Source organism: Gordonia paraffinivorans NBRC 108238 (assembly GCF_000344155.1).
In the GTDB taxonomy this organism is placed as follows: domain Bacteria; phylum Actinomycetota; class Actinomycetes; order Mycobacteriales; family Mycobacteriaceae; genus Gordonia; species Gordonia paraffinivorans.
The window spans coordinates 1-24,325 of record NZ_BAOQ01000041.1; the positions used below are offsets into that span (position 1 = coordinate 1).

At 69.8% G+C, this 24,325-nt stretch carries 23 protein-coding genes, 1 pseudogene and 1 riboswitch; of the genes and pseudogenes, 12 read left to right on the forward strand and 12 right to left on the reverse strand.

Features of this window, described 5'->3' with window-relative positions:
* Both GP2_RS21710 and GP2_RS17910 read left to right on the forward strand, forming a co-directional pair.
* Positions 1 to 131: pseudogene (locus GP2_RS21710) on the forward strand (IS256 family transposase); the annotation flags it as partial.
* A gap of 345 nt (positions 132 to 476) precedes the next feature.
* Complete coding sequence (locus GP2_RS17910) at positions 477 to 749, forward strand: hypothetical protein (protein ID WP_040527396.1); 273 nt, start codon at positions 477 to 479, stop codon at positions 747 to 749.
* Positions 750 to 789: 40 nt separating this feature from the next.
* Here GP2_RS17910 and GP2_RS17915 read toward each other — a convergent pair whose 3' ends face one another.
* From GP2_RS17915 to GP2_RS17930, 4 genes are all read right to left on the reverse strand, one after another.
* Entirely contained in the window at positions 790 to 1,869 is a 1,080-nt protein-coding gene (locus GP2_RS17915) for a phosphotransferase family protein (protein WP_006901985.1), read from the reverse strand.
* Positions 1,870 to 1,921: 52 nt separating this feature from the next.
* Complete coding sequence (locus GP2_RS17920; RefSeq protein WP_006901986.1) at positions 1,922 to 3,172, reverse strand: acyl-CoA dehydrogenase family protein; 1,251 nt, start codon at positions 3,170 to 3,172, stop codon at positions 1,922 to 1,924.
* Between the two features lie 36 nt (positions 3,173 to 3,208).
* Positions 3,209 to 5,968 carry an outer membrane protein assembly factor BamB family protein gene (locus GP2_RS17925; protein ID WP_255218660.1) on the reverse strand — a complete coding sequence of 920 codons (2,760 nt, stop codon included), beginning with the start codon at positions 5,966 to 5,968 and terminating at the stop codon, positions 3,209 to 3,211.
* Positions 5,969 to 6,036: 68 nt separating this feature from the next.
* Positions 6,037 to 6,654, reverse strand: a complete 618-nt coding sequence (locus GP2_RS17930) for a phosphatase PAP2 family protein (protein WP_006901989.1) — start codon at positions 6,652 to 6,654, stop codon at positions 6,037 to 6,039.
* Between the two features lie 211 nt (positions 6,655 to 6,865).
* Here GP2_RS17930 and GP2_RS17935 point away from each other — a divergent pair, with 211 nt between their 5' ends.
* Complete coding sequence (locus GP2_RS17935; protein ID WP_006901991.1) at positions 6,866 to 7,588, forward strand: hemerythrin domain-containing protein; 723 nt, start codon at positions 6,866 to 6,868, stop codon at positions 7,586 to 7,588.
* Between the two features lie 87 nt (positions 7,589 to 7,675).
* Here the strand turns inward: GP2_RS17935 and GP2_RS17940 are convergent, their stop codons facing one another.
* Complete coding sequence (locus GP2_RS17940) at positions 7,676 to 8,815, reverse strand: acyl-CoA dehydrogenase family protein (RefSeq protein ID WP_006901992.1); 1,140 nt, start codon at positions 8,813 to 8,815, stop codon at positions 7,676 to 7,678.
* 126 nt (positions 8,816 to 8,941) lie between these two features.
* On the opposite strand from GP2_RS17940, the gene GP2_RS17945 reads away from it, so the two are divergent.
* Positions 8,942 to 9,532 (forward strand): TetR/AcrR family transcriptional regulator, encoded by a 591-nt coding sequence (locus GP2_RS17945; RefSeq protein ID WP_006901993.1) that lies wholly within the window; start codon positions 8,942 to 8,944, stop codon positions 9,530 to 9,532.
* Between the two features lie 89 nt (positions 9,533 to 9,621).
* Here the strand turns inward: GP2_RS17945 and GP2_RS17950 are convergent, their stop codons facing one another.
* Both GP2_RS17950 and GP2_RS17955 read right to left on the reverse strand, forming a co-directional pair.
* Positions 9,622 to 12,372 (reverse strand): sacsin N-terminal ATP-binding-like domain-containing protein, encoded by a 2,751-nt coding sequence (locus GP2_RS17950; protein ID WP_006901994.1) that lies wholly within the window; start codon positions 12,370 to 12,372, stop codon positions 9,622 to 9,624.
* Between the two features lie 17 nt (positions 12,373 to 12,389).
* Positions 12,390 to 13,178 carry a DUF3027 domain-containing protein gene (locus tag GP2_RS17955; protein WP_006901995.1) on the reverse strand — a complete coding sequence of 263 codons (789 nt, stop codon included), beginning with the start codon at positions 13,176 to 13,178 and terminating at the stop codon, positions 12,390 to 12,392.
* Between the two features lie 87 nt (positions 13,179 to 13,265).
* Here GP2_RS17955 and GP2_RS17960 point away from each other — a divergent pair, with 87 nt between their 5' ends.
* Both GP2_RS17960 and GP2_RS17965 read left to right on the forward strand, forming a co-directional pair.
* A complete protein-coding gene (locus GP2_RS17960) occupies positions 13,266 to 15,257 on the forward strand; it encodes an MFS transporter (protein ID WP_006901996.1) in 1,992 nt (663 codons plus the stop codon).
* Positions 15,254 to 15,790, forward strand: a complete 537-nt coding sequence (locus GP2_RS17965; protein ID WP_006901997.1) for a DUF2771 family protein — start codon at positions 15,254 to 15,256, stop codon at positions 15,788 to 15,790. Before GP2_RS17960 ends, GP2_RS17965 begins: the two co-directional genes overlap by 4 nt.
* A gap of 75 nt (positions 15,791 to 15,865) precedes the next feature.
* On the opposite strand, the gene GP2_RS22390 is transcribed toward GP2_RS17965, so the two are convergent.
* Positions 15,866 to 16,279 (reverse strand): cold-shock protein, encoded by a 414-nt coding sequence (locus tag GP2_RS22390; RefSeq protein WP_040527398.1) that lies wholly within the window; start codon positions 16,277 to 16,279, stop codon positions 15,866 to 15,868.
* Between the two features lie 229 nt (positions 16,280 to 16,508).
* Here GP2_RS22390 and GP2_RS17975 point away from each other — a divergent pair, with 229 nt between their 5' ends.
* The 5 genes from GP2_RS17975 to GP2_RS17995 all read left to right on the forward strand — a co-directional run bounded on the left by GP2_RS17975 (position 16,509) and on the right by GP2_RS17995 (position 19,732).
* A complete protein-coding gene (locus tag GP2_RS17975; RefSeq protein ID WP_006901999.1) occupies positions 16,509 to 16,718 on the forward strand; it encodes a hypothetical protein in 210 nt (69 codons plus the stop codon).
* A 7-nt stretch (positions 16,719 to 16,725) separates the two neighbouring features.
* Positions 16,726 to 17,271: a flavin reductase family protein gene (locus GP2_RS17980; RefSeq protein WP_006902001.1), complete on the forward strand. Its 546-nt coding sequence runs from the start codon at positions 16,726 to 16,728 to the stop codon at positions 17,269 to 17,271.
* A 13-nt stretch (positions 17,272 to 17,284) separates the two neighbouring features.
* Entirely contained in the window at positions 17,285 to 18,376 is a 1,092-nt protein-coding gene (moaA, locus tag GP2_RS17985; RefSeq protein ID WP_006902002.1) for a GTP 3',8-cyclase MoaA, read from the forward strand.
* 11 nt (positions 18,377 to 18,387) lie between these two features.
* Positions 18,388 to 18,636, forward strand: a complete 249-nt coding sequence (locus tag GP2_RS17990) for a MoaD/ThiS family protein (RefSeq protein WP_006902003.1) — start codon at positions 18,388 to 18,390, stop codon at positions 18,634 to 18,636.
* Positions 18,637 to 18,890: 254 nt separating this feature from the next.
* A riboswitch (cyclic di-AMP (ydaO/yuaA leader) is annotated at positions 18,891 to 19,087 on the forward strand.
* Between the two features lie 6 nt (positions 19,088 to 19,093).
* Positions 19,094 to 19,732, forward strand: a complete 639-nt coding sequence (locus tag GP2_RS17995; RefSeq protein WP_006902004.1) for a transglycosylase family protein — start codon at positions 19,094 to 19,096, stop codon at positions 19,730 to 19,732.
* Between the two features lie 132 nt (positions 19,733 to 19,864).
* Here the strand turns inward: GP2_RS17995 and GP2_RS21970 are convergent, their stop codons facing one another.
* The 4 genes from GP2_RS21970 to GP2_RS18015 form a co-directional block, all read right to left on the reverse strand.
* Positions 19,865 to 20,296, reverse strand: coding sequence for a molybdenum cofactor biosynthesis protein MoaE (locus GP2_RS21970; protein WP_006902005.1), 432 nt, complete (start codon positions 20,294 to 20,296; stop codon positions 19,865 to 19,867).
* A gap of 93 nt (positions 20,297 to 20,389) precedes the next feature.
* Positions 20,390 to 20,875: a MogA/MoaB family molybdenum cofactor biosynthesis protein gene (locus GP2_RS21975; RefSeq protein ID WP_006902006.1), complete on the reverse strand. Its 486-nt coding sequence runs from the start codon at positions 20,873 to 20,875 to the stop codon at positions 20,390 to 20,392.
* The gene (moaC, locus tag GP2_RS18010; RefSeq protein WP_006902009.1) at positions 20,872 to 21,402 is read right to left on the reverse strand and encodes a cyclic pyranopterin monophosphate synthase MoaC; all 531 of its coding nucleotides are present in this window, start codon (positions 21,400 to 21,402) and stop codon (positions 20,872 to 20,874) included. The genes GP2_RS21975 and moaC overlap by 4 nt, the downstream gene beginning before the upstream one ends.
* A 5-nt stretch (positions 21,403 to 21,407) precedes the next feature.
* On the reverse strand, positions 21,408 to 21,614 hold the full coding sequence (locus GP2_RS18015) for a hypothetical protein (protein ID WP_006902010.1): 207 nt from the start codon (positions 21,612 to 21,614) through the stop codon (positions 21,408 to 21,410).
* A gap of 244 nt (positions 21,615 to 21,858) precedes the next feature.
* Here GP2_RS18015 and GP2_RS18020 point away from each other — a divergent pair, with 244 nt between their 5' ends.
* A complete protein-coding gene (locus tag GP2_RS18020) occupies positions 21,859 to 24,279 on the forward strand; it encodes a protein kinase domain-containing protein (protein ID WP_006902012.1) in 2,421 nt (806 codons plus the stop codon).
* Positions 24,280 to 24,325: the final 46 nt, after the last annotated feature.

The window sequence follows — 24,325 nt, forward strand, 5'->3', positions numbered from 1 at the left end:
ACGACGAGTGGGCCGAAGGCCGCCGATACCTCGGCCTCGAGGTCCTCAACCGATGTCGACTGACCCTGACCACCGACACCACCACAACACCGGAGGCCACTACCGACCCGCTGATCGAACTGCCTGCCTGAAAGCCCGACGAAGGATCAGAAACGAGTTACACCACTACCTGGGACTTGACTGGGCGCACCCGCTGCGAGAGTCACGATTCCGCCACGGCGAGCCGCAAATCCCCCAGCGACCGTCATCGCGACGCACGTCCCGACCAGACGGCGCACCAGCCCATAACCGGGGAGCCAAACCCGACGCTTCCGATCAGGGTCCGAGCACCTGCGGGGAAATCGCCCGAACCCTTTGCTACCCCCGGACGGGGATTCACTATCTCAAATAATAGGTCCATGAATGAGGACACGTCTCGCGGCGGGAATGGCCGCGGCAACCATCGCGTCGGCTACCGCAGGTGTCGCACTGGGAGCGTGCACCGCCGACGCACGCCCCTCCACCACTACGTCAAGCTGACCAGATCGCAGACCGCTGCGGTTGCACAGACCGGTGTCGCGGCGATGTTCGCCGCCACGCCGCCGTTGCCGACCGTGTACAACAATCCTTGGCTCGGGAACACGATCCAGGAGACCGCGAACCAGGCGGCACGGACCGGCGGCTGCATTTCCGTGCGTGTCTTCGGCAACGGAACCGGCAACTACACGAACGTAGTCACCTACTACCCCTCGCGTTTCTGCGCGCCCTAGCAGTCCGGATCGCCGCGTAGGGTGAGCCGTCGAAGCGGGCTCATCCCACGCGGTAGATGATCTCGCCCAACCTCCCGTCGAGCAACTTCACGGCCTCACCGAGGAACGCGAACGCCTCGTTGTGGGTCTGGCCGTGGTAGTAGCGGTAGTAGATCTGCTGGGCGATCACGGCGGCACGGAACAGGCCGAACGCCTCGTACCAGCGCCACTTGTCCGGGGTCATCTCGAAACCCATGCGCTCGCAATAGCGTTCGACGAACTCCGCACGGGTGATCATGCCCGGCAGGTGCGTCGGCACGCGGCGCATCATCTTCTGGGCGTCGGAGTCGTCGGCCTGGATCCAGTACGCCATCGACCCCGCGACGTCCATCAGCGGATCGCCGAGCGTGGCCATCTCCCAGTCGAGGATGCCGATGACCTTGGTCGGGTCGTTCTTGTCGAGGACGACGTTGTCGAGCTTGAAGTCGTTGTGGATGACGCAGTTCCCGACGTCGTCGGGCTGGTTCGCCTCGAGCCAGCCCATCGACGTCTCGAGGTCGGGGACGTCGGGGGTGTGCGCGTTGCGAAAGCGCGTGATCCAACCGCCGACCTGCCGCTTCACATAGCCGGGGCCCTTCCCGAGGTCGCCCAGGCCCGTCTTGGTGACGTCCACCGAGTGCACCTCGACGAGGGTGTCGATGAAGTTGAAGCACAGTTGCCGGGCCTGCTCGGGGCTGAGCGGGACATCGGCCGGCCACTCCTTGCGCGGGATCACCCCGTCGATCCGCCCCATGACGTAGAAGTCGGCGCCGAGCACCGACGGGTCGTCGCAGAACGCGATCATCGGCGCGATGTACGGGATCACGTCGGCGAGTTCGGACTGGATGCGGTACTCGCGCCGCATGTCGTGCGCGCCCTTGGCCTTGGTCCCGCGCGGCGCGTGACGCAGGATCAGGTCGCGCGTCGGGTAGCGCAGCAGGAACGTGAGATTCGATGCGCCGCCGGAGAACTGGCGTACCTCGGGCACGGCGTCGAGCCCCTCGACGTCCGGTGCGGCGGCACGCAGCCAGGACGCCACGGCCTCGACGTCGAACGCATCCTCGTCCCGGACCGCGCTGGCCCCGGCCACCTCGTCTGCCATCGTGTTCGGTGCTTCCTCTCGTGCGATTGGGTCGTGTTCGATCAACGGGGTGTCAGCGGTACTTGCCCAGCTCCAGTCGGGCGACCACGTTGCGGTGCACCTCGTCCGGACCGTCGGCCAGGCGCAGCGACCGCGCGCCGACCCATGCCTGGGCGAGTGGGAAGTCGTCGGTCATGCCGGCGCCGCCGTGCAACTGGATGGCCATGTCGATGACCGACAGCGCCATGTTCGGCACCTCGACCTTGATCTCGCTGACCGCCGACAACGCCTCCCGGCTCATGCCCTGGTCGAGCAGCCACGCCGCGTGCAGGACCAGCAGCCGCGAGCGGTTGATCGCGATGCGGGCGTCGGCGATGCGCTCGCTGTTGCCGCCCAGCTTGGCGAGCCGCTTGCCGAACGCCTCGCGTGAAAGCGCTCGCCGGACACCGAGTTCCAGCGCCCGCTCGGCGAGGCCGATCGCGCGCATGCAGTGGTGGACGCGACCGGGGCCGAGGCGTCCCTGCGCGATCTCGAACGCCCGCCCCGGACCCAGCAGGATGTTCGACGCCGGGACGCGCACGTTGTCGAAGCTGACCTCACCATGGCCGAACGGCTCGTCGAAATAGCCCATCGTGGTGAGCATCCGCTCGACCTTCACCCCGGGGGTGTCGATGGGGACGAGCACCATGGTGTGCCGCGAGTGCCGGTCGGCCTGCGGATCGGTGACGCCCATGAAGATCAGCACCTTGCAGTCGGGATGCCCGACGCCGGTGGAGAACCACTTGGTGCCGTTGATGACCACGTCGTCGCCGTCGAGTACCGCGCTCGCCGCCATGTTGGTGGCGTCCGACGACGCGACTGCCGGCTCGGTCATGCAGAAGGCGCTGCGAATATCCGCGCGCAGCAGCGGTTCGAGCCATTCCTTCCGCTGCTCCTCGGTGCCGTAGCGGAGCAGCACCTCCATGTTGCCGGTGTCCGGCGCGTTGCAGTTGAAGATCACGGGCGCCAGCGCCGACGACCCCATGGCCTCCGCGATCGGCGCGTAGTCGATGTTCGACAGGCCCTCTCCCCCATCGGTGCCGAAGTCCGCCGCATACCGGCCGGCGTGCGCCGCGGGCAGAAAGAGATTCCAGAGCCCTTCCGCGCGAGCCTGTTGCTGCAGGTCGGCGATCAGCGGCGACGGCGTCCACGGGTCGCCGCCCTCGTCACGACGTTTCTTGATGTCCCGATGGATCTCGGCTTCGGCGGGTTCGATCTTGTCGGCGACGAACGCCCGCACCCGCTCGGTGAGCTCGGCGGACCTTGGTGACGGAGAGAAGTCCATGCCCCGACCGTATCGCGGCCCACGACCGTCGGGTGGCTACTTCCAGTAGACCGTCGTCCCCTCCGGCCCTCCGGTGGTGCGGATCAGCTTGGCGAAGCAGTGGTCGGGGTCGAAGCCCTGGGCGCGGCACCAGTTGTTGGCCTCGGCCGGGCCGGGGAACGTCGCCGCGGCCACGGTCACCCACCAGCCGGAATAGGAGAAGATCGGCCACTCGTCGCTGTAGAGCAGCCGAACATCGTTGAACCGCAGCCGAAGTGCCAGGAGCTCGTCGAGGATCGCCTGGTCGTCCCAGGTGCGACCGTCGGCGACGAGGCCCGGGCGCTTGGAACTCAGCTGCGCCACCCACCGGTTGTTCAGGTTGGCCAGGATGAACGCGCGATCGGAATCGGCCTGGAGACGCAAGGCGTTCGCGCTGCTCGCGGTCACATCCGCGCCCGCGGGCAGGGCCGGACCGGTCGCCACCGCGGACGCCGACGACGTGCCCGACTCCGGCACCGTCAGCGACGGCGGCGCACCCGATGTCGGGCCCTTGTCGCAGTCGACGAGGTACCGGCCGCCGCCGTCATTCGATTCGCCGGAACCGGACCCGGCCGTACCGGGCTCGGCGGATGTCCCGTCCGGGAGGGTGTCGGGGAGCCGGAAGAAGCTGCCCGGCGGATAGGTCAGCTCCAGCGTCAGGCCGGAGCCCGCGTCGTCGAGCGACGGCACCGCAACCGGTGACCGCTGGAAGTCGAAGTTGCCCGAGGCGATGAGCCCGCTGCCGTCGGAGATGGTGATCCGCGTCTGCGGCCCGTAGAGCACGTCTCCGCCCGGGCATTTCGCCGTCACCTTGAACGTGACCACGAGCCCGCCCGAGGCTGTGCGGAAGGACTGCGGTTCGAACACCGGCGGCGAACCGCAGGGCGTCACGTAGGTGGTTCCGCCGTCACCGGTCGCCGACCGGCGCTCGGTGCCGGGGACAATCGCGCGCGGACCGGTCGGCGCGAAGCCGGTGATCGCGGTGCTGGTCAGCGTCACGAGGCGGTCGCCGAGTGCGAAGGTGAGCGCCGCCCGGGGCGTCGAGTCCCCAGCGGGCGGCACGTTTCCGAGCGAGGCTGCCGGGAGGGTCCACGCCGCCGCGCCGCCTTCGAGATCGAGCGCGACGAGACCGCCTTCTGCCGTCGGGGTGATGAGCCGTTCACCGTCGGTCACCGAGTGAGACGTGGAGCCGTAGGCCCTTCCGGCCGGCGACGTCCACCGTTCCTGCCCGGTCCGGGTGTCCACCGAGATGATCTTCCCGTTGTCCCGCACCACGACCTCCCGGTCCTCGGCGACCGCGAGCTCGGGCGACGAATACTGCTGCAGCCCCTGCATCGACCACAGCCGGTCCCCGTCGGCCAGATCGGTGTACGCGGTGTCGATCAGGACGCGCCCCTCCTGTCCCGGGGTCGCGACCACCGGTGCCGATGCGGTCGCGCCGGCGATCTCGTCGGTGGTGCCGTCGGGTCGGATGCGTACGAGCGGTCCGTTCTCCGGCATGTCGCCGACCATGCGTCCGGTCGTCACGAGCAGCGAGCCGTCCGACAACGCGTCCATGCCGGTTCGGCCCGGACGGGCGAGGACTTCTCGCCCGTCGTCCGCCGAGACCACCGCCACGACACCGTCGGCGCTGGCGACGAAGTGCTCGGTGGCGATGAACTGCGAACTGTCCCCGGTGGGGAGTGCCTCGGGCAATTCGACCACGCGCTCCCACTCGGTGCCGCTCGGGGTGATCTTCTGGAACGTCACCGAGCGTCCGGCTCCGCCGCCGAAAGTGCGCACGTATGCGGCTTTGCCGTTGTATGCGATGCCGAACGCGGATGCCGGTGCCGGCGCCGCGCCGGTCTGTTGTCCCGTGCGGGTGTCGATGAAGTACGCCGTGGCGTCGCCGAGACAGGCGATGGTGTGGTCGACGATCGACGGTGAGCATGACGTGACCGGCTTGTCGAAGATCCACCGGCCACCGGTCTCGACGTCGACCCCGAGCACGCGCCGCGTCGGGCCGTCTGCCGTGCCCGGGCCGCTGACGAGGGTCACCAGGGTGTCGTCGTCATGGGCGGCGCCACTGGTCCGGTACTGGGACTCCTGCGACAGCACCGACACGAACGCCTCCCCACCCACCGATGCCGAGTCGATCCTCCACGCCGCGCTCGGCGTGGTCGGGAACGAGCCGGTCAGCTGACCGGCGACCAACTCCGGGTCGTCCGGGGACCGCGACGTCTTCCACCAGACCACGCCGCCGATCACCAGGGCGAGCACGCATGCCAATGCGATACCGGTGATCGCGTACGCCTTGGTGTTCGAGCGTCGCGGTTGCGGCGGTTGCCATCCGGACTGCGGAGCTCCTGGCGGGTATCCCGGGGGCGGGTATCCGCCCGGCGGGTATCCCTGGGCCGGGTATCCGGCCGTCGGATACCCGGGAGGAGTCGGGCCGGGAGGACCCGATGTCGGAGCCATCCCCGGATACGGACTCTGTCCCGGCTGCGGCATGGCCGGCCCGGGTCCGTACGCGGTGGGTACCGACTGGGTCGCGGCATACGGATCGGGCTGGGCGGGGATGCCTCCGGACGGCGCGGGCGGGGCCGGATCGGATGCGACGTCCTTGCTCAGCGAGACGCCGGGCACTGCCGTCGGGGGCTCGGGCTGAGGCTCGGGCGGGGCCGGATCGGATGCGACGTCCTTGCTCAGCGACACGCCGGGCACGACCGTCGGGGGTTCCGGCCCGGGGCGGACCGCCCGGGGCTCGATCACCGTGGGTGACTCGTCCGGATCGGGCACCGGCGAACCGGACTGTCCATCACCCGTGTGCGACATCCCCACAGTCAAACCCAGGAGGACCCGGACGACTATCCCCCGTGCGGACTATTTCCCGCCGTCTCCTCCCGGTCGGCCTCACCGACGGGAAGATCTGCGCGAGCGCGGTTCTCGTATCGGAGCAGCATCTGCGTGCAGATCCACACCCAGATGGCGCCGAACAGCCAGCCCGAGAGGACGTCGGTGGTCCAGTGCACGCCGAGTTCGATTCGGGTGAGCCCCACCAGGATCGACAGCAGCGGGGCGAGCAGCAGCACCCATCGGTGAGCACGGACCCAGGCGAAGGACCGGTAGGCGACGACCGCGCACAGACCGAACACGATCATCGTCATCATCGAGTGGCCCGACGGGTAGGAGAAGGTGTCGATGTTGAGCAGGCGGTCCTCGACCGGCGGACGGTTGCGCGCGAACCCGAACTTCAGCGCCTGCGAGATCGCGAAACCGACGATGGTGCCGGCCGCGACGTAGACCGCGTCGGCGGTGCGCCGCGCCGCCGCGAGTGCCAGGACCGCCAGAACCGTGATCACGGTGATGGTCACCGTGTCGCCGAAGGTGGTGATCACCTCGGCGATGGTGTTCCACGGTTCGGTGCGGTGGGTCACGACCCATTCCCAGATGTTCTCGTCGATCCGGGTCGGCGATATGAACATCCGTCACCGGCCTTCCTGCTCGTACCGATCGCGTCGCGTGCCCAACCTTATCCCGGCTTCGGCAACCATCCGTCCGACCGAACGAACTTGCGATGCCCGCCACCTGCGCAGGCACGCCCCGCAAGCCGCCTCCAAGTGCGCCGCAAGTCCTGGCCACAAAGGTGGTCCCATCACCTTCCAGAAGCACCGATACGAAAGCGAGAGCCCTCTGATGAAGACCCCCGTCGCCACCTCCGTCCACCCCGTCCAGCTGCGTCTGCCCGGACAGGCCGCCGCGCCGCAGGGCTCGGTGGACCCGTTCATGATGTACGTGATGCATCACGCGTTCCGTCGCGATCTCACCGACTTCGCCGCGGCGGTGCCGGTCACCCCGCTCCACGATGCAGGGACGTGGAAGGCGCTGGCCCGCCGGTGGGACCTGTTCTCCCGCGCGCTCCACCACCATCACACCGGCGAGGACCTCGAGCTGTGGCCGGTCCTCGAGGAGCGTGCGGACGAGGAGGAGAGAGTGGTCCTGCAGGCGATGGACGCCGAACACGACATGATCGACCCTTTGCTGGAGAAGGCCGCCGCCGGATTCGCCGCGCTCCTCGAGAATCCGGACGAGCAGACGCGTTCACGACTCTCCGCTGTCCTGTCGGAGGCCGTGACGGTCCTCGACGCCCACCTCGCCCATGAAGAGGCCGATGCGCTCGCCATCGTGCAGCGCCGCATGACGCCGCAGGACTGGGCCGACTTCGAGGCGAAGATGCAGCGGTCCAACGGCCTGCGCGAGATGACGAAGGTCGGGCCCCTGTTCCTCAAGGGACTCCACGGCGAGCACCTCGCCGACGTCAACGCCCGCATCCCGTCGGCCCTCAAGCTGATCGTCAAGCTCGGCGGACCGTCGTTCCGCCGACTCGACGGACGCGCCTTCTATTACATCGGCGCCTAGGCCCGCTCGCCCCGGAACGAGATCGCCACCTCCGCAGGATTCGCATGCGAATCGGTCGCGGAGGTGGCGATCTGCTTTCGGTCCGGGCTACTTCGTCAGCGCGCGCCCGATGACCAGGCGCTGGATCTGATTGGTGCCCTCGAAGATCTGGGTGATCTTGGCCTCGCGCATGTACCGCTCCACCGGGAAGTCACGGGTGTAGCCGGCGCCGCCGAAGACCTGGACCGCGTCGGTGGTGACCTTCATGGCGGCATCGGTGGCGACGAGCTTGGCGGTCGCCGCGGCGCGCGAGTACTCCTTGCCGGCGTCGCGGCGACGGGCGGCGTCGAGGTAGGTGGCGCGGGCGGAGTCGACCGCGGCCGCCATGTCGGCGAGCACGAAGTTCAGGCCCTGATGGTCGATGATCTTGCGGCCGAACGCGGTTCGCTCCTGTGCATATTCGACGGCGGCGTCGAGCGCGGCCTGCGCGAGGCCGGTCGCGACCGCAGCGATGCCCAGGCGCCCGGAATCCAGTGCCGAGAAGGCGATCTGCAGACCCTGCCCCTCGGCACCGAGCCGGCGTCCCTCCTCGACGAAGGCGCCGTCGTAGGACGCACCGGTGGTCGGGACCGCGTGCAGGCCCATCTTGTCCTCGGGCTTGCCGAAGGTCAGCCCCTCGGTGTCGCGCGCGACGAAGAAGCAGGACACGCCCTTCGACCCCTCGCCGGTGCGGGCGAACAGGTTGTAGACGTCGGCGATCCCGCCGTGGGTGATCCACGCCTTGGAACCGGTGATCGAGTAACCGCCGTCGGTCGGGGTGGCGCGGCAGGTGAGCGCGGCGGCGTCGGACCCGGCCTGCGGCTCGCTGAGGCTGTAGGCGCCGATGATCTTGCCGTTCAACAGGTCCGGGAGCCACTTCTCCTTCTGCTCCTCGGTGCCGAAGTTGAACAGCGGATGACTCGCGAGTCCGTGCACGCTCACCGCGACGGCGACCGATGCCCAGCGCGCGCCGAGCTCTTCGAGGACCTGCAGGTACACCTCGTACGGCTGGCCGCCGCCATCCCATTCCGTCGGGTACGGCAGGCCGAGCAGGCCCGCCTCACCCAGCTCGGCGAAGAGGCCCTCGGGGTACTTGCGCTCCTTCTCGTACTCGGAGGCGATCGGCGCCATCCGCTTGTCGGCGATGTCGCGGACCAGCGCGATCAGGTCGCGGGCCTCGTCGTTGGGAAGTAGACGGTCGACCGGCATCGGAACCTCCATGTTCACAGCGTTCAGGTAACTGAACTAGTACTCAAGTCCTCTGCACAGTACTATTTCGGCAGCCGTCCGTACAGCCACGGTGGTTGTGGGTCGGGTGAGGGAGGAGGTGGCCGCGTGCCGCGCGAGGGATTCGCCACGCGTCGTCGTGCCGCGCTGTTCGACGCCCTGCTCGAGCTGATCCTGCGGGACGGCTTCGCCCACCTGTCCATCGCCGACATCGCCGCCGAGCTGCGCTGTTCCAAGTCGACGCTGTACACGCTCGCGGCGAGCAAGGAGCAGCTGGTGACGGCCACCGTGACCCACTTCTTCCGCACCGCGACCGAGCAGGTCGAGGCACGGGTCGTGGCGGCCGAGGGCCCCCGCGAGGCCGTCATCGCCTACCTGGTGGCGGTCGGCGAGGCCCTGTCCCCGGCGTCGGAGGCGTTCATGCGCGACCTGGACGCCTTCGCGCCCACCCGCGCCCTCTACGAGCTCAACACCCGTGCGGCCGCCACCCGCGTGCAGGAGCTGATCGCCGAAGGCGTGGCGGCGGGCGAGTTCCGCAACGTGAACGCGGCATTCGCCGCCGACCTCGCCGCGTCGATGATGAGCCGAATCCAGCGCCGCGAGGTCCATGCCGCGACGGGACTCGACGACGCCGCGGCCTACCGGCAGCTGGCATCGATCCTCACCGCGGGAATCGATGCGGCCGGCGACAGTTCCTGAGACCGCGGTTCGCCGGTTCTCACCGCCCGGAAAGCACTCCCGCGGAACGCTTTCCGCCCAGGAACGAGCCCTCGGCCCGACTGTCCTGTTCAGCGACCTCGACGCTCGAGGTGCGTCACGCCGGCGGCGTCGACCCACCACCGCACGCGGACCTCGCGCGGAGATCCACCGTCGGACACCGTGATCCACAGCTCGTCGTGCAACCGCACCTCACCGCGCGGTATTTCCACCCCACGTTCGGCGGTGAACCGCACCGCTTCCGGGTGTGCCCAGGTGACCGCGTCGCCCGGTTCGGCGACGCTCGCCCCGTACTCCTCGGAGGCCAGCGGCAGGTCGAGCAGGGTCGCGAGCACCTCGGCGTCCGCCGGGTTCACCGTCGGACCGGAGAGCACCGCCTCGTCGTCCGGCAGCGCCTGCAGGAACCACGCCTCGTCGACGACGACAGCGCGATCGGACACCGCGCCGGACAGCGTCCGCACCCGTTCCGGCACCTCGACGTCGGCGGGGTCGACGACACCGGACCGGCACGCCGCCACCACCGCGGCGTGCACGAGCACCGCCGCCCCTGCCGCGATCTCCCGGTCGGCCGACCCCAGCCTGGTCAGGAGCAGCGCGGCGTCGTCGGCGGTGTCGGGCTCGAGCCGGGCGAGCGCACCGACCAGGGCGTCGGCGTGTGGATGCTCGAGCGGGTCGACGATCCCGGCGAGGATGTCGTCCGACGGCGCACGGTACTCCCCCAGGAGCAGCCCGTCGATCTCGGCGTTCCGGCGCAGCCACCACGCGGTGTAACCGTCACGATCGGCCAGCAGGGGTGCGATCTCCTCGTCGGTGGCGAGCATCGTCAGCGCCTCCGGCCAGCGGCCCTCGTCGACGAGGTCGAGATCGCGTACCGCCCGCAGGCTCTCGGGAGCCTCGGGGAGGGAGTCCCACCAGTCCTCCTCGTCGGGCAGGTCGTGATCGGGCCCGACGGGCAACGCGTCCTCGACGACGAGGAATCCCCATCCGACACCGAGACGACGCAGCTCGTCGGCGCCGCATCCGGCGACGACGTCGTCGGCGACCACCCCGAACGGATGGTCCTCGACGAGCACGTCGAGCAGCGGGCTGTCCGGGAGCAGCAGCTCGTCGGCGGGGCGGAGTTCGCCCTCGGTGTCACGCAACGGCAACTCCGCGAGCCACGGCGGCACCGCGGCGTCGGGGTCGGCGCGGAGCACGGCGCAGATCTCGGCGGCCAGGCCGTCGTCGTCGATCCCGTCGAGATCGACATCGGCCACCAGCGTCCGCAACGCCGGGTCCGCGAGTGCGTCGGCCACCGTGAGTTGCCCGACCCCGAGCCGTTCCAGCAGCGGGTGGCGGGCGTCGGGGTGCACAGTGGGGATCCAGCGCATGGGCGTGGCGATGCGGTCGCTGACGAACAGCCCGCGCACCCCGATGGAGATCCGGCCGTCCGACCTCGGGACCGGCAACGCGCCCAGTTCCTCGACCTCGCGCCCGGTCGAGACCAGCGGGGCGAGCGCGTCGTACAGGTCATGCCACCACGACGGCTCGTGCTGCAACCCGACGAGCCGCTCGGCGAGCGCGGCGAGCCCCAGCTCCTCGACCCCGAGCCGTCCGAGTGTCGGAAGATGTTGCGCCATCGAGAGATCGGGGTGAACGAGATCGCCGAAGTGCTCGCCGAGCAGATCCGCGAGGCGGTCGGTGAGCCCGACGAGGACGACCGCGCGGGAGGGGATCAGCTCGCCGCCGTCGGCGGCCGGCAGCCACGCCGCGTCCCGGAGCTGCGCTCGCACCGCCTCGATGAGCCGTGCGTCATCCCGGTTGCGTGCTAGATGGAGCTCCGGCACGAGCTCCACCCGCCGTGCCGGCTCGACGATCCGGACGAGATCCACGTATCCGACTGCGGCATCGGCGATCTCGGCACCGGGATGCAGGTGTCGCCGGTCCGGGGTCAGCGGTAGGTCGGTGATACAGCGGCAGGGCAGACTCAACTCGATGTCGGTGGGGGTCGGCGCACGCAGCACGTCATGCTCGGGCGGGACGCCGTCGGCCTCGACGAGCCACCGTGTGCCACCCCGGGCGACCTCGAGCCATCGCCGCGCCGAACGGTCGCCGTCCTCGCCCACGGTCACCGCGATGACCGAGGCGACCGCATCCGGGTCGTCGAGCTCGGGACCCGGCGTCCGCTCCACCCGCACGTCCACACCGGAGATCGTGATCCGTTGCAGCGCTGACAATTCCACGACGAGGTCGGGCGCCTGCGCAATCATCGCCGCCAGCAGCGGGGCCGCCGGCTCACGCAGGTGCAGGACCACCTCGGTGTCGAAGTCGGGGGCCGGTCGGGCGTCGGTGGGCCAGACGAGGCGCAGGGTGGGCACCGAGGAGTCGTCGACGGGGATCCCCGCCGCGCGGACCGCATCCAGGGTCCGCTCACGATCGAAGACGATCGATCCCGACCTCGATCTCACCTCGACGCGGTCGGAAACCGTTGCGGTGGCGGTGAACCCGACCCCGAATCGGCCGATCTGCCCCTCGGCGGGCGCCTTGGCGGACACCCGCAGCGCCGCCAGCGAGCGCACACCTTCGACGGTCAGCGGCGCGCCGGTGTTGGCGACATGCAGTTCGTCGCCGTCGGCCCACACCTCGAGATGGCCGGCGACACCGGCGGCGGCCGCCGCGTCGGCGGCGTTGGCCGCGAGTTCGGTGAGCAGCCGGTCACGGTAACCGACCGTGACCAGATCGGATTCGGCCGCCGCGTCCTCGGCGAGCCTGGTGGGCGATGCGGCCCAGGCGTCCAGGGTCGCGGTCCGCAGGGATGCGGTGCCGAACGGATCGGCGCTCATCGGACGCCCGGTGTCGTTCAGGAACGGGCCGGTTCGGCGTCGCGGGCGAACTCGATGATCTCCAGCGCACCGTCGTCGTAGGCGTCATAGGCGGGCGAACCCTCGCCCTTCGGCGCCTCGACGTCGGAGTGCGCACCGCAGCCGTACTCGGCCGAGACGACGTGGCCGTCGGCCGCGTACTCGTTCGTGCAGGCGCCGAACGCGGCACGCAGGGCACCGGACAGCGGGACGAAGAATCCACAGGTGCAGCACTTGTACGGTGCGGCCTGCGCCATGTCCGAACCCGGACCGTACTCACCGTCGTACCAGCGCTGCGCGGTCTCGAGGCGCCCCTCGTAGCTCAGCAGACGACGCCGCCCGAGGCCGATCTCACCGACCACCTGGCCGACGTCGTCCGGGTCCGGCGACTCCGAGTGGAAGCGGAACTCGTCGGCGGTGTCGACGTGGTTGGGGACCAGCCTGGGATCGTCGGGCTCGGCGGCCAGCAGGTCGCCGGGCGCGAGGTCGCCGGAGGCGACCCGGTCGGCCCACGGAACCCACGGCGGCGCCAGCAGCGCACCCTCGCCGGGCAGCAGCACGATCTCGCTGAGAGTGATCTCATCGGTGCCGGGCGCACCCGCCAGCACCACACACCACTGCCACCCGCGGTAGCCTGCGAGCTCGGCGTCGAAGTAATGTGCGGCCGCCCATTCGCCCTCGGCGACGCTGCGCCGGTGAGCGCCGGGCTGTTGGCCTTCCTCGACCAGCGCGGCACGAGCGATGTCGACAGCCGCGAGCAGTCGTCCGCCGTCACTTACGTCAGTCACGGTTCCAGTGTGCAATATCGTCGACGTGGGCCACACAACCGACCCGCTTCAAGCGTCACCGGGCGCAGATGAGGAACAATCGACATCGTGATCCCACGGAGTTCCCGACACGACGAGGGGCGCGGGGCCCCCAGGGGTCCGGCGAACCAGCACGGTCAACCGCCACCCGCCGACCGCGGCCGGCGGTCCGCACCTCACCCCGGTTCGGCGAACTATCCGGCCGACGAGACCCGGCAGATGCGGTCGCGTCGTCCCGCGCCCGGCTGGGGCCCTTCGGGCAACCCGGGGCCGGGACGTAACGCCTATCTCCCGCCGCCGACGCACAACCCCCACCTGCCTCCGCTCGACGACCGCCACCAGCCGCCGTCGGACGAGTCCGCCACCCGGGCGATGCCGAACGACCGCGATCCGCGCGCGCCGAAGAAGCTGACGGTGATGCGGGTGGCCGCGATGCGCAGCCGCGAGCTGACGAGCAAGGGCATCGGCAAGATCTACAAGGCCGCCACGGCCGACGGGGCCGACCAGTCGGGCCTGACCGCGCTCACCCTCCCGGTGATCGCGAACTTCGCCGCCGACGCCGCCATGGCCGTCGCGCTGGCCAACACCCTGTTCTTCGCCGCGGCGACCGGCGAGTCCAAGACGAACGTCGCGCTGTACCTGGCGCTGACGATCGCACCGTTCGCGCTCATCGCGCCGCTGATCGGCCCGCTGCTCGATCGCCTGCAGCGGGGGCGTCGGATCGCGATGGCGACGACCTTCGGCCTGCGCGTCGTGCTGGCCCTGCTGATCATGTCGAACGTCCAGTGGAACGACGTCAAACAGCAGCTCGAGTACGACCCGTGGGTGCTCTATCCCTGTGCCCTCGGCCTGCTGGTCCTCTCGAAATCGTTCGGCGTGCTGAAGTCGGCGGTCACCCCGCGCGTGGTGCCACCGACCATCGACCTGCCGCGGGTGAACTCCCGTCTGACCACGTTCGGCCTGATCGGCGGCACCATCGTCGGCGGCGCGCTCGCCGCACTCGTCGAGATGGTGCTCGGCAAGCTCCTGCCGCTGCACCTGCCCGGCGCGATGCTGTGGCTGGCGATCGTCGCGGCGGCCGGCGCCTACCTGTGCATGCGGATCCCGTCGTGGGTAGAGGTCACCGAGGGCGAGATCCCGACGACCATCACCTACCACGGCGAACCGGCCCGGACCTCGGTCCCCGAACACGAGCCGACCAGTGCCCGCGAGGGCGCGAAGATGCTGGCGGCGAAGATGCGTCAGCCCCTCGGCCGCACCGTCGTCGCGGGCCTGTGGGGCAACGGCACCATCCGCATCCTCACCGGCTTCCTGACCCTGTTCGTGGCCTTCTACGCCAAGGCGCAGCAGGGCAACGCCTCCGACTGGACGCAGCTGCTGCTCCTCGGCCTCGTCGGCGCCGCAGCGGGCGTGGGCAACGCGATCGGCAACGGCGTGGGCACCCGGCTGGAGCTGAAGAACCCGCCGAACGTGATCGTGTGGTCGACGGCCGCCTGCTTCGTCGTCGCGGTCCTCGCCGCGATCTTCGGCAGCATCATGATGGCCGCGGTCGCCGCGCTGATCGCCTCGGGCACCAGCGCGATCGGCAAGGTCTGCCTGGACTCGTCGATCCAGGACGACCTGCCCGACGAGTCGCGCGCCTCGGCGTTCGGGCGTTCGGAGACGGTGCTGCAGCTGTCGTGGGTGTTCGGCGCGTCGCTGGGCGTGCTGCTGCCGCCGACGCTGTGGATCGGCTTCACCGTGGTGTCGGTCCTGCTGGGCCTGGGACTTCTGCAGACGGTGATGACCACCCGCGGGTCGTCGCTGGTGCCGGGCCTCGGCGGACGCCGCCCGGACCACGCGGCCCCGACCGTCTCCTTCCGCGCGGCCGGCACCGAGTCCCGCTCACACGCAGATTCCCGGTCACGTGCCGACGGTCCGGGCACCCGCCGCGCCGGTCCCGGATCGGCACCGACCCGGCCCCACACGCAGCGTCCGACGACCGCGCGCATGCCGTCGACCGCCCACTTCGAGAACCCGGGTGACCACACCCCCGATCAGACAGGACATCGCCGACCGTGATCAGTACTGGTGAGAAGAAGGCCCTTTCCATCATCGCGGCGGTGGTCGTGGTGTTCGTGGTCGTCGTCGCGACGTCGGTGTTCCTCCTGACCCGCAACAGCGACAAGGAGCACGAGCCCTACCTGCACATCGCTGTCGGCAGCGACCTCTACACCGTGGAGCCGGCCCGGTGGTGCGACCTGTTCCTGGAGAAGTGCGCCCCGGCGGCCGACCAACCGCAACGCCCGACGCCCCGCGTGCCCGTGCCGGTCGGCGAGACCATCCTGCTGACCGTCTCGGCCGAGATCGCCGAATCCCCCTGGCGCCTACAGACCGTCTACTGGGTTCCCGGCGCGGGCATCGACGAGGACGAGGACAAGTTCGACGCGGGCACGACCCACTCGGTGCCGCTCCGATCCACCCCGGAGAAGATCCTGGTCGGCATCACCGTCCTGCCGCCGTCGGGCGTCTTCATCGGGGACAACGTCACCTACGACCGCGGGGTCCTCACCGCCGACACCTCACCGGCCGACTTCCAGCAGATCGTCGACTGACCGCGAAGGCACCGAGAAAGCGAAGAGCCGCGCACCGGATGTGTCCGGGCGCGGCTCTCGTCTCGTCGGAGCGGACTACCGCTCGAGTTCGCGTGCCACCGCGCGCACGACCTCGGAGATCCGGTGCGCGGTCTTGCGATCCGGAAAACGGCCCTTGCGCAGGTCCGGCTGGATCTTGGTCTCGAGGAGGGTGATCAGGTCGGCGACCATGCCGTGCAGCTCGTCCGGCGAGTGCCGCTTGGCGTCCTTGCGCGCGGCCTCGCGGACGTTCTTGGCGACGCTCGGCGCCGGATCCAGGATCGTCACCGTGAGGGCCTGCGGACCCCGACGCCCCGCGGCCATGCCGAACTCGACGCGCTGACCGGGCTTGAGTGCCTCGACCCCGTCGGGCAGTGCGGATGCACGGACGTAGACGTCCTCGCCGTCCTCCTGCGAGAGGAAGCCGAAACCCTTGTCCGCGTCGTACCACTTCACCTTGCCGGTCGGCACTGTGATCACCCTCATCTGTGTCGTTGATCCGCGAGAGATCAGCCTGTCACAACAAAAGACGCCATCACCCATCGCAGCAGCCCCACGGCGGGATTCCGTTCGGGGCCCAGACGGATGCAAGGCGTCTGCGCGACCATCGTAGCCAACGGGCCACCATGCGGTCACACCATTACCGTGCCGAACTCCTTCGCCGCGTCGCCGTGCGCGGCGTTGGACTACCGTAGAGGCCATGCAGAAGACGACGTCCCCGCGGTTGCTGCAGGCCGCAGTGATTGTTTTCGCGATCGGACTGGTCGCTCTCGTGGCACTGTTCGTGACCCCGTTGGTGACCGGCGGCGACACCGCCCCGACCGCCGTCTACCTGCTGACAATGTGTGCGCCGCTGGGTTTTCTGCTCGGCCTCGTGCACGCACTCCGTACCGGACGCCGAGCCAGGTGAGGACCCCGTGACCGCGACCATCGACACCATCCCAGATCTCGCCCCAGTCTCCGACTCGAAGGCCCTGCGGGCGGCCTACAGCTGCTTCCCGTCGGGGGTCGTGGCGGTGTGCACCCGGCGGGGCGAGGGAGATTCGGCCACGCTGATCGGAATGGCGGCGAGCTCGTTCACGACGGTCTCCCTGGACCCTCCGCTGGTGTCGGTGTGCGTGCAGAACACGTCGAGCACGTGGCCGCTGATCCGTACCGCGCCGGCCATCGGCGTGAGCGTGTTCGCGGGTCACCAGACCGACCTGTGCAAGCAGCTCGCCGGCCCCGCAGAGCACCGTTTCGCCGGCATCACCCCGCTGACGACGGAGAAGGGCGCGGTCTTCGTGCCCCACGCGGCCGCGCACCTGTCCTGCACGATCCACAACGAGATCCAGGCCGGCGACCACACCGTCGTGCTGCTCGAGATCGACACCCTGCGGGCCGACCCGGGCGTGGAGCCGCTCGTCTTCCACGCCAGCACCTTCCGGGCGCTCGAGGCCCGCAAGGAGCCGAACGCCACGTGACCGACAGGTCGTCATGAGCACGGTCGGGCTGGGAATCCCGGCGCCCCGCCCGTCGTCGGCCGGTGCGCCGACCGCCGGCGTGCCCTCCGACGGGCCGCTGCGCGACACCTTCGGCCGGGTGGCGAGGGATCTGCGCGTGTCGGTGACCGACCGCTGCAATCTGCGCTGCACGTACTGCATGCCTGCCGAGGGTCTGGACTGGATGCCCGGCGATTCGGTCCTGACGACCGGCGAGTTCATCCGCGTGCTGACCGTCGCCGTGCGCGACCTCGGCATCGAACGCATCCGCTTCACCGGCGGCGAACCGCTGCTGCGTCGCGACCTCGAGGAGATCATCGCCGCGGTCGCCGGCCTCCCGTCGCGTCCCGAGATCGCGATGACCACCAACGGACTCGGCCTCACCAGGCGGATCGACGGGCTCGTCGCCGCCGGACTGCAGCGGATCAACATCTCCCTCGACACCGTCGACCGGGAACGCTTTGCCGAGATCACCCGCCGCGACCGCCTCGACGACGTCCTCGCCGGCCTGGCCGCGGCCAAGCGCGCCGGGCTCGACCCGGTGAAGGTCAACGCCGTGGTTCCCGACCGCGCGGATCTCGGCGCTCTCCCCGATCTCCTCGCCTACTGCCTGGATCACGGCTACGAGCTCCGCATCATCGAGCAGATGCCACTCGACGCCGATCACGCCTGGCAACGGGCCCGGATGGTGACCGCCGACGAGATCCTCGCGACGCTGCGCACCCGGTTCACCCTGCTGCCCGATCCGGCCCCGCGCGGAAGCGCCCCGGCCGCCACGTGGGTCGTCGACGGGCACCGGACGCCGCGCGGCCCGGCGAGGGTCGGGGTGATCGCCTCGGTGACGCGTCCGTTCTGCGGCGACTGCGACCGCACCCGGCTCACCGCCGACGGTTCGTTGCGCAACTGCCTGTTCGCGACGTCGGAGTCCGACGTGCGTACCGTCCTGCGGACGTTGCCGGACGAGGAGATCGACGCCGCGATCGCCGCGATCTGGCGCGGCGACATGTGGCGCAAGGCCGCCGGCCACGAGGTGAACGCCGACGGCTATCGGCAGCCCGACCGGCCGATGTCGGCGATCGGCGGATAGGCTCGCAGCCCATGCAGCTCACCGTCCGATTCTTCGCCGCGGCGCGCGCGGCGGCCGGCACCGACGAGACCGTCGTCGACGTCGCCACGTCGACGACCCTGGGCGAGCTGGAGACGCAGCTGGCCCGCGGCAACGACGAACTTCGCAAGGTTCTCGATCGGTGCTCGTACCTGCGCGACGAGATCGCGCTCACCGACCGTTCACAACAGCTCGGCACCTGCACGACGCTGGATGTTCTTCCCCCGTTCGCCGGTGGCTGACACTACAGTTCACTTGTGACCTTCGTCACATAACGGACGGGTAACGAGATGGGCACGGGAACGCATCTACCCCGATGAACTGCGATGACGCCGATAGTTGGTCGAGAGACCAGGTTTCGACGCGAAAATCGGTTGCGCACAAGCAGGTGAATCGCTCGATCGAACGACGTACTGTACGAAGCGACCTTCTCGAAGGTCACGGTAAGGAAACAAGACATACGTCCTGCCGGCCGCGCCGAGCCTCGCTCCGCCGGTAGGGACGACCGCAAGAATCTAGGAGCGAGGACGGGGGACCCACCTCATCCCCTGAGACCGGGCACCGACCAGGTGCCCTTGGGGTTAAGTCCCGGGCGCAGAACCGCGGTTAACACTCCGCGGCGACGCACCGGGGCCGAGCAGCCTCTCGCTCGAACCCGACAGCTGACTTCGTAGGCGCGTGGAGAGAGGAAACTGATCTATGTCCGGACGTCATCGCAAGCAGACGACCAGCTCTACCACCAAGACCATCACCAAGGTCGCGCTCACCGGCGCTGTCCTCGGCGGCGGTGCCGCTCTCCTGGGCACCGGTACCGCCAACGCCGCCACCGACGCCGAGTGGAATCAGGTCGCGCAGTGCGAGTCCGGCGGCAACTGGGCCATCAACACCGGCAACGGTTACCACGGCGGCCTGCAGTTCTCGCCGAGCACCTGGACCGCACACGGCGGCGGCGAGTTCGCCCCGACCGCCGACCAGGCCACCCGCGAGGAGCAGATCGTCGTCGCCGAGCGCGTGCTCGCCAACCAGGGCAAGGGCGCCTGGCCGACCTGCGGCACCGTCCTGTCGGGTCACACCCCGCGGACCGCTCCCACCGATGTCCCGGCTCCCAAGTCGATCGCCCCGCAGCTCGACGGCAACGGCAGCTTCAGCTTCGTGAAGGCCCCCGAGGCCAAGAGCACCGAGGACGTGGCCAACCTGGTCACCGACGCGCTCACCGAGGCCGGCGTGAGCCCCGAGGTCAAGAACCTCTGGAATGCCGCCAAGAACAGCGGTGTGTCGCTGAGCCCCGACCAGATCAAGTTGTTCAACGACAACAAGCACCTGCTGCCCAATCCCTGATCTGTGACAGCTTCCTGATCTGCAGCGGCGCGGACACGATCCGCGCCCGCAGAGGGACCCAGACGAAGGGCCCCGCACGTTGATCGATCTCCGTGCGGGGCCCTTTTCCAATTCTGCGGGTCGGTAGGCGACCTACGCCGAGTTGATCCACTCCTCGGTGCCGTCGCCGTAGAACTGGTGCTTCCACACCGGCAGGCGATCCTTGACCTCGTCGACGAGCCGGGAGCAGGTCTCGAAGGCCGCGCGACGATGATCGGCCGCCACCGCCACCACGAACGCCACATCCCCGATCCGGAGCGCGCCGATCCGGTGCGACACCGCGACCGCCCGGACCCCGTCGACGTCGGACACCTCCTCGACGACCTCGGCGAGCACCTTCGGCGCCGTCGGGTGTCCGGAGTAGTCGAGCGCGGTGACGGTACGGCCGCCGTCGTGATCGCGAACCGTGCCGACGAATCCGACCACCGCGCCGGCCTTCCCGCCGGCGGCCTCGGCGACCATCGCCTCGTGCTCGGCCAGCGAGATCGGTTGCTCGGACACCGCGGTGTGCACGACTACGGTCATCGGTGAATCCTGTTCTGTCTGGGAAAGTGCGGGACGTCGCTGGAGGAGGGGTCCGGTCCTCAGAGGCCCGGAGGCGTCAGAGAGCCGAATGCGTCAGTGATCCGAGCCACGGATCTGCTCGAGAGCATGGTGTACGACCCCGGCGAGAACGCCGAGACCGTCGCGGACACCGCCGGTCGACCCTGGCAGGTTCACCACCAGCGTGGCCCCCGCAACGCCCGCGACGCCGCGGGACAACACCGCCGTGGGCACCTGGGGCAGCCCGGCGGCCCGGATGGCGTCGGCGAGGCCGGGGATCTCGAAGTCGAGCACCGTGCGGGTCTGCTCGGGGGTGCGATCGGTGGGCGACAACCCGGTCCCGCCGGTCGTGAGGACGAGGTCGATGCCGTCGGAGATCGCGGCGCGCAGGGCGACCCCGACCGGTGGCCCGTCGGGGACGACGACACGGCCGTCGACGTCGAACCCCTGCTCGGTGAGCCAGGTCTCGATGACGGGCCCGGTCCGATCCTCGTAGACGCCGGTGGCCGCGCGGGTCGAGGCGACGACGACCCGCGCGCGGCGGGGTTCGGCGGACGTCATGATCCGGACGGCGACTCGTCCCGGAACCAGTCGCCGGATTTTCCGCCGGTCTTCTGCAGCAACCGGATTCCGTCCATCCGGGCGTTCCGGTCGACGGCCTTGACCATGTCGTGGAGTGTGAGCCCGGTGACCGCGACCGCGGTCAGGGCCTCCATCTCGACGCCCGTCTGGCCGGAGGTGGCGACGGTCGCGGTGACGTCGATGGTGTCGGCACCGATGGCGAAGTCGATCTCCACCGAGGACAACGCCAGTTGATGGCAGAGCGGGATCAGCTCGTCGGTGCGCTTGGCCGCCATGATCCCGGCGATGCGCGCGGTCGCGAGCACATCTCCCTTGGGCAGCTTCGCCTCGCTGAGGAGTCCGATGACCTCGGAGGTGGTGTGGAAGGTGCCGCCGGCGACGGCACGACGCTTCGTCGTCGCCTTGTCGCCGACGTCGACCATCCGGGCCGAGCCCGTGCTGTCGATGTGGGTCAGGCCGGTGCCATCGCGTCGGTCCGCCCCGCCGTCAGTCCGGGAGGCCGGCATCGGCGTCAGCGGTTGACGACGGTCTTCGGCTGGACGAAGGGCAGCTCGTCCGCCGGGATCGGGAACTCCGTGTCGCCGAACGGCGACAGGGCGCCCGAGATGTCGGTGGCGAGCTCGGAGACCGCGTGGTCGAGGACCTCGCCGTCGGCGGTCCTCGGCCAGCCGTTGTCGACGTAATGCTTCTTGCCGGTGTCACCACTGTTGTTTGCCACGGGAGCATTGTGCCACGGCGGTCACGACCGGGTGGTGACGAGTCCGGGGCGTGGCACGCGAACGCGGGAGGCCGGCGCGTCGGCACAGCTCACCGGCCCGCTGCCGCCCTCATCGAGAGCCGCCACGAGCACGAATACCGCGAAGGATTCATCCGGTCGGGAGATGACCAAGAGGGTCCCGGAACGGATACCGTCCCAGCGTAGACCCCGAAACACCCCCGTCTCCGAGGAAAGAGGTGTCGCCGTGCCGCTGAGTCCGGGCACCCACATCGCCGGCTACCGCGTGATCTCCCAGCTGGGGGCAGGCGGCATGGGCGAGGTCTATCTGGTGGAGAACCTGCAGCTCGAGCGACGCGAGGCGCTCAAGGTGATCTCGTCGGCGGTCGCCGCGCAGCCGGGGTTCGCACAGCGCTTCACCAACGAGGCCAAGACCACCGCGAAGCTCGACCACCGCAGCATCATCACCATCTACCAGTACGGCATCGCCGACGGTTCGCCGTGGTTCTCGATGAGTTATGTGGACGGCAAGGACCTCACCGAGGAGCGCCTGACGCCGGCCGAGGTCGCCGACGTGGTCGAACAGGTCGCCGACGCCCTGGACTACGCGCACCGGCACCACATCGTGCATCGCGACATCAAACCCGCCAACATCCTCGTGACGCGCGACCCCGCGACGCATGCCGTCGACCGCGCGCTCGTCCTCGACTTCGGCATCGCCAAGCTCGCCGGCTCGGCCAACCTGACCGGCACCCACTCGTTCATCGGCACCGTCGCCTTCTCGGCCCCCGAGACGCTCGAGGGCGCCGATGCCACACCGCGGTCGGACCAGTACTCGCTCGCCTGCACGGCGTACGCCCTGCTCGCCGGCCAGCCGCCGTTCGTCGGACCGTCCGAGCCCTCGGTGATGCTCGGACACATCCAGCGCCCGGTGCCCCCGATCGGGCAGTTGCGCGGCGACCTCGCCCATCTCGACCCGGTGTTCCAGCGCGCCCTCGCCAAGGACCCGGCCGCACGGTATCCCGACTGCCGCAGCTTCGCGGCCGCGCTGCGGGAGGCCGCGGAGGCCACGGCCTCGGCCGGACAGACGATCGCCGCACCGGTGTCTCCGCCCCCGCTCGTCGGAGGCGCCGGGGTCGGGTCCGGCCCGCAGCAACCGTTCGGCCGGCCCTTTGGCGGGTACACGCCACCGCCGGCACCTGCTGCGGCCGGACCGTCGGGTCCCCAGCCCGTGGTGAACGGACCGTCCGGTCCGGGCGCGGTCGTCAACGGACCTTCGGGTCCACAGCCGACGATGGCGGCATCGGGGCCGCAGCCGGCGATGGGCGCGGATGTGAACCGGTCCGGCCCGCAACCGTTGTTCGACTCGCAGCCGGGATATGCGGCCTCGCAGCCGGTACCGACGCCGACCGCGCCGAAGAAGAAGCGCACCGGCCTGATCGTCGCCGGCGTACTCGGTGCGGTGCTCGTCCTGGTGGCCGGCGCGATCGCCGGCGTCGCGGTCCTCGGCGGGGACGACGATCCGCCGCCCGCCACCGTCGCGCAACCGCTGGTCAGCACCAACTTCGGGTCCAGTTGCGCGGTCGTCGGGGGCAAGGTCTATTGCTGGGGCCTCAACAGCACCGGCCAACTCGGCAACGGCACGGTCGAGCCGCACGCGCGCCCCGAGGTCGTCGGCGGCGTCGCCGACGCGACCATGGTGGCCGTCGGCGGCTATCTGACCGGCGACAACTCCTACGTCGGAACCGGATGTGCGATCACCACCACCGGCGAGGCGTACTGCTGGGGCAACAACAACTACGGCGAGGTCGGCGACGGCACCGACGGCGAACCGGTCGAGGACGCGATCCGGGTCCGCGGACTGACCGACGTGAAGGCGATCTCCACCGGCTGGGGCACCACCTGCGCGGTCGTGGGCACCGACGCCTATTGCTGGGGCAACAACGAGTACGGCCAGCTCGGCATCGGCGACGCCACCGAGAGGACGTCGAGGCCCCAGAAGGTGTCGGGACTGGGCAAGGTCACCGACATCTCGACCGCCTACGGCACCACGTGCGCGGTCTCCGACGGCAGCGCCTACTGCTGGGGCAACAACGACACCGGGGCGATCGGCGACGGCAGCACCAAGGCGCGGTCGACGCCGGTGAAGGTCGACGGCCTCGACGACGTCACCGACATCGCGGTCGGCGGCTACCACGAGTCTGCGCCCGACGACGACAACGACCCGTCCACCAACACCAGCAACTACTTCCAGACCACCTGTGCGGTGGCCGGCGGAGAAGCCCATTGCTGGGGCGCCAACCGGTACGGGCAGCTCGGCGACAACACCACCGACTCCCGCAAGACGCCGACGAAGGTCGCCGACCTGACCGACGTCACCGCGATCTCGACCGACTGGGGATCGACCTGCGCGATCGCCGGAACCAGGGCGTACTGCTGGGGCGACGACGACCGCAACCAGCTCGGCTCCAACGGCGGCGCCACCCGCGTCCCCCGGGAGATCATCAACATCGCCGACGTGACCTCGATCGCCACCGGCAACGGCACCTCGTGCGCGATGGCATCGGAGTCGGTGTACTGCTGGGGCTTCAACCGCAGCGGCCAGGTCGGCGACGGCTCCCAGGGCGAGGGCGCCAACCGTTCGTCGCCGACGAAGCTGTCGATCTGATCCCGACGCGTCGGGGGACCCCGGCCGGGCCCCGGTAAGCTCGATC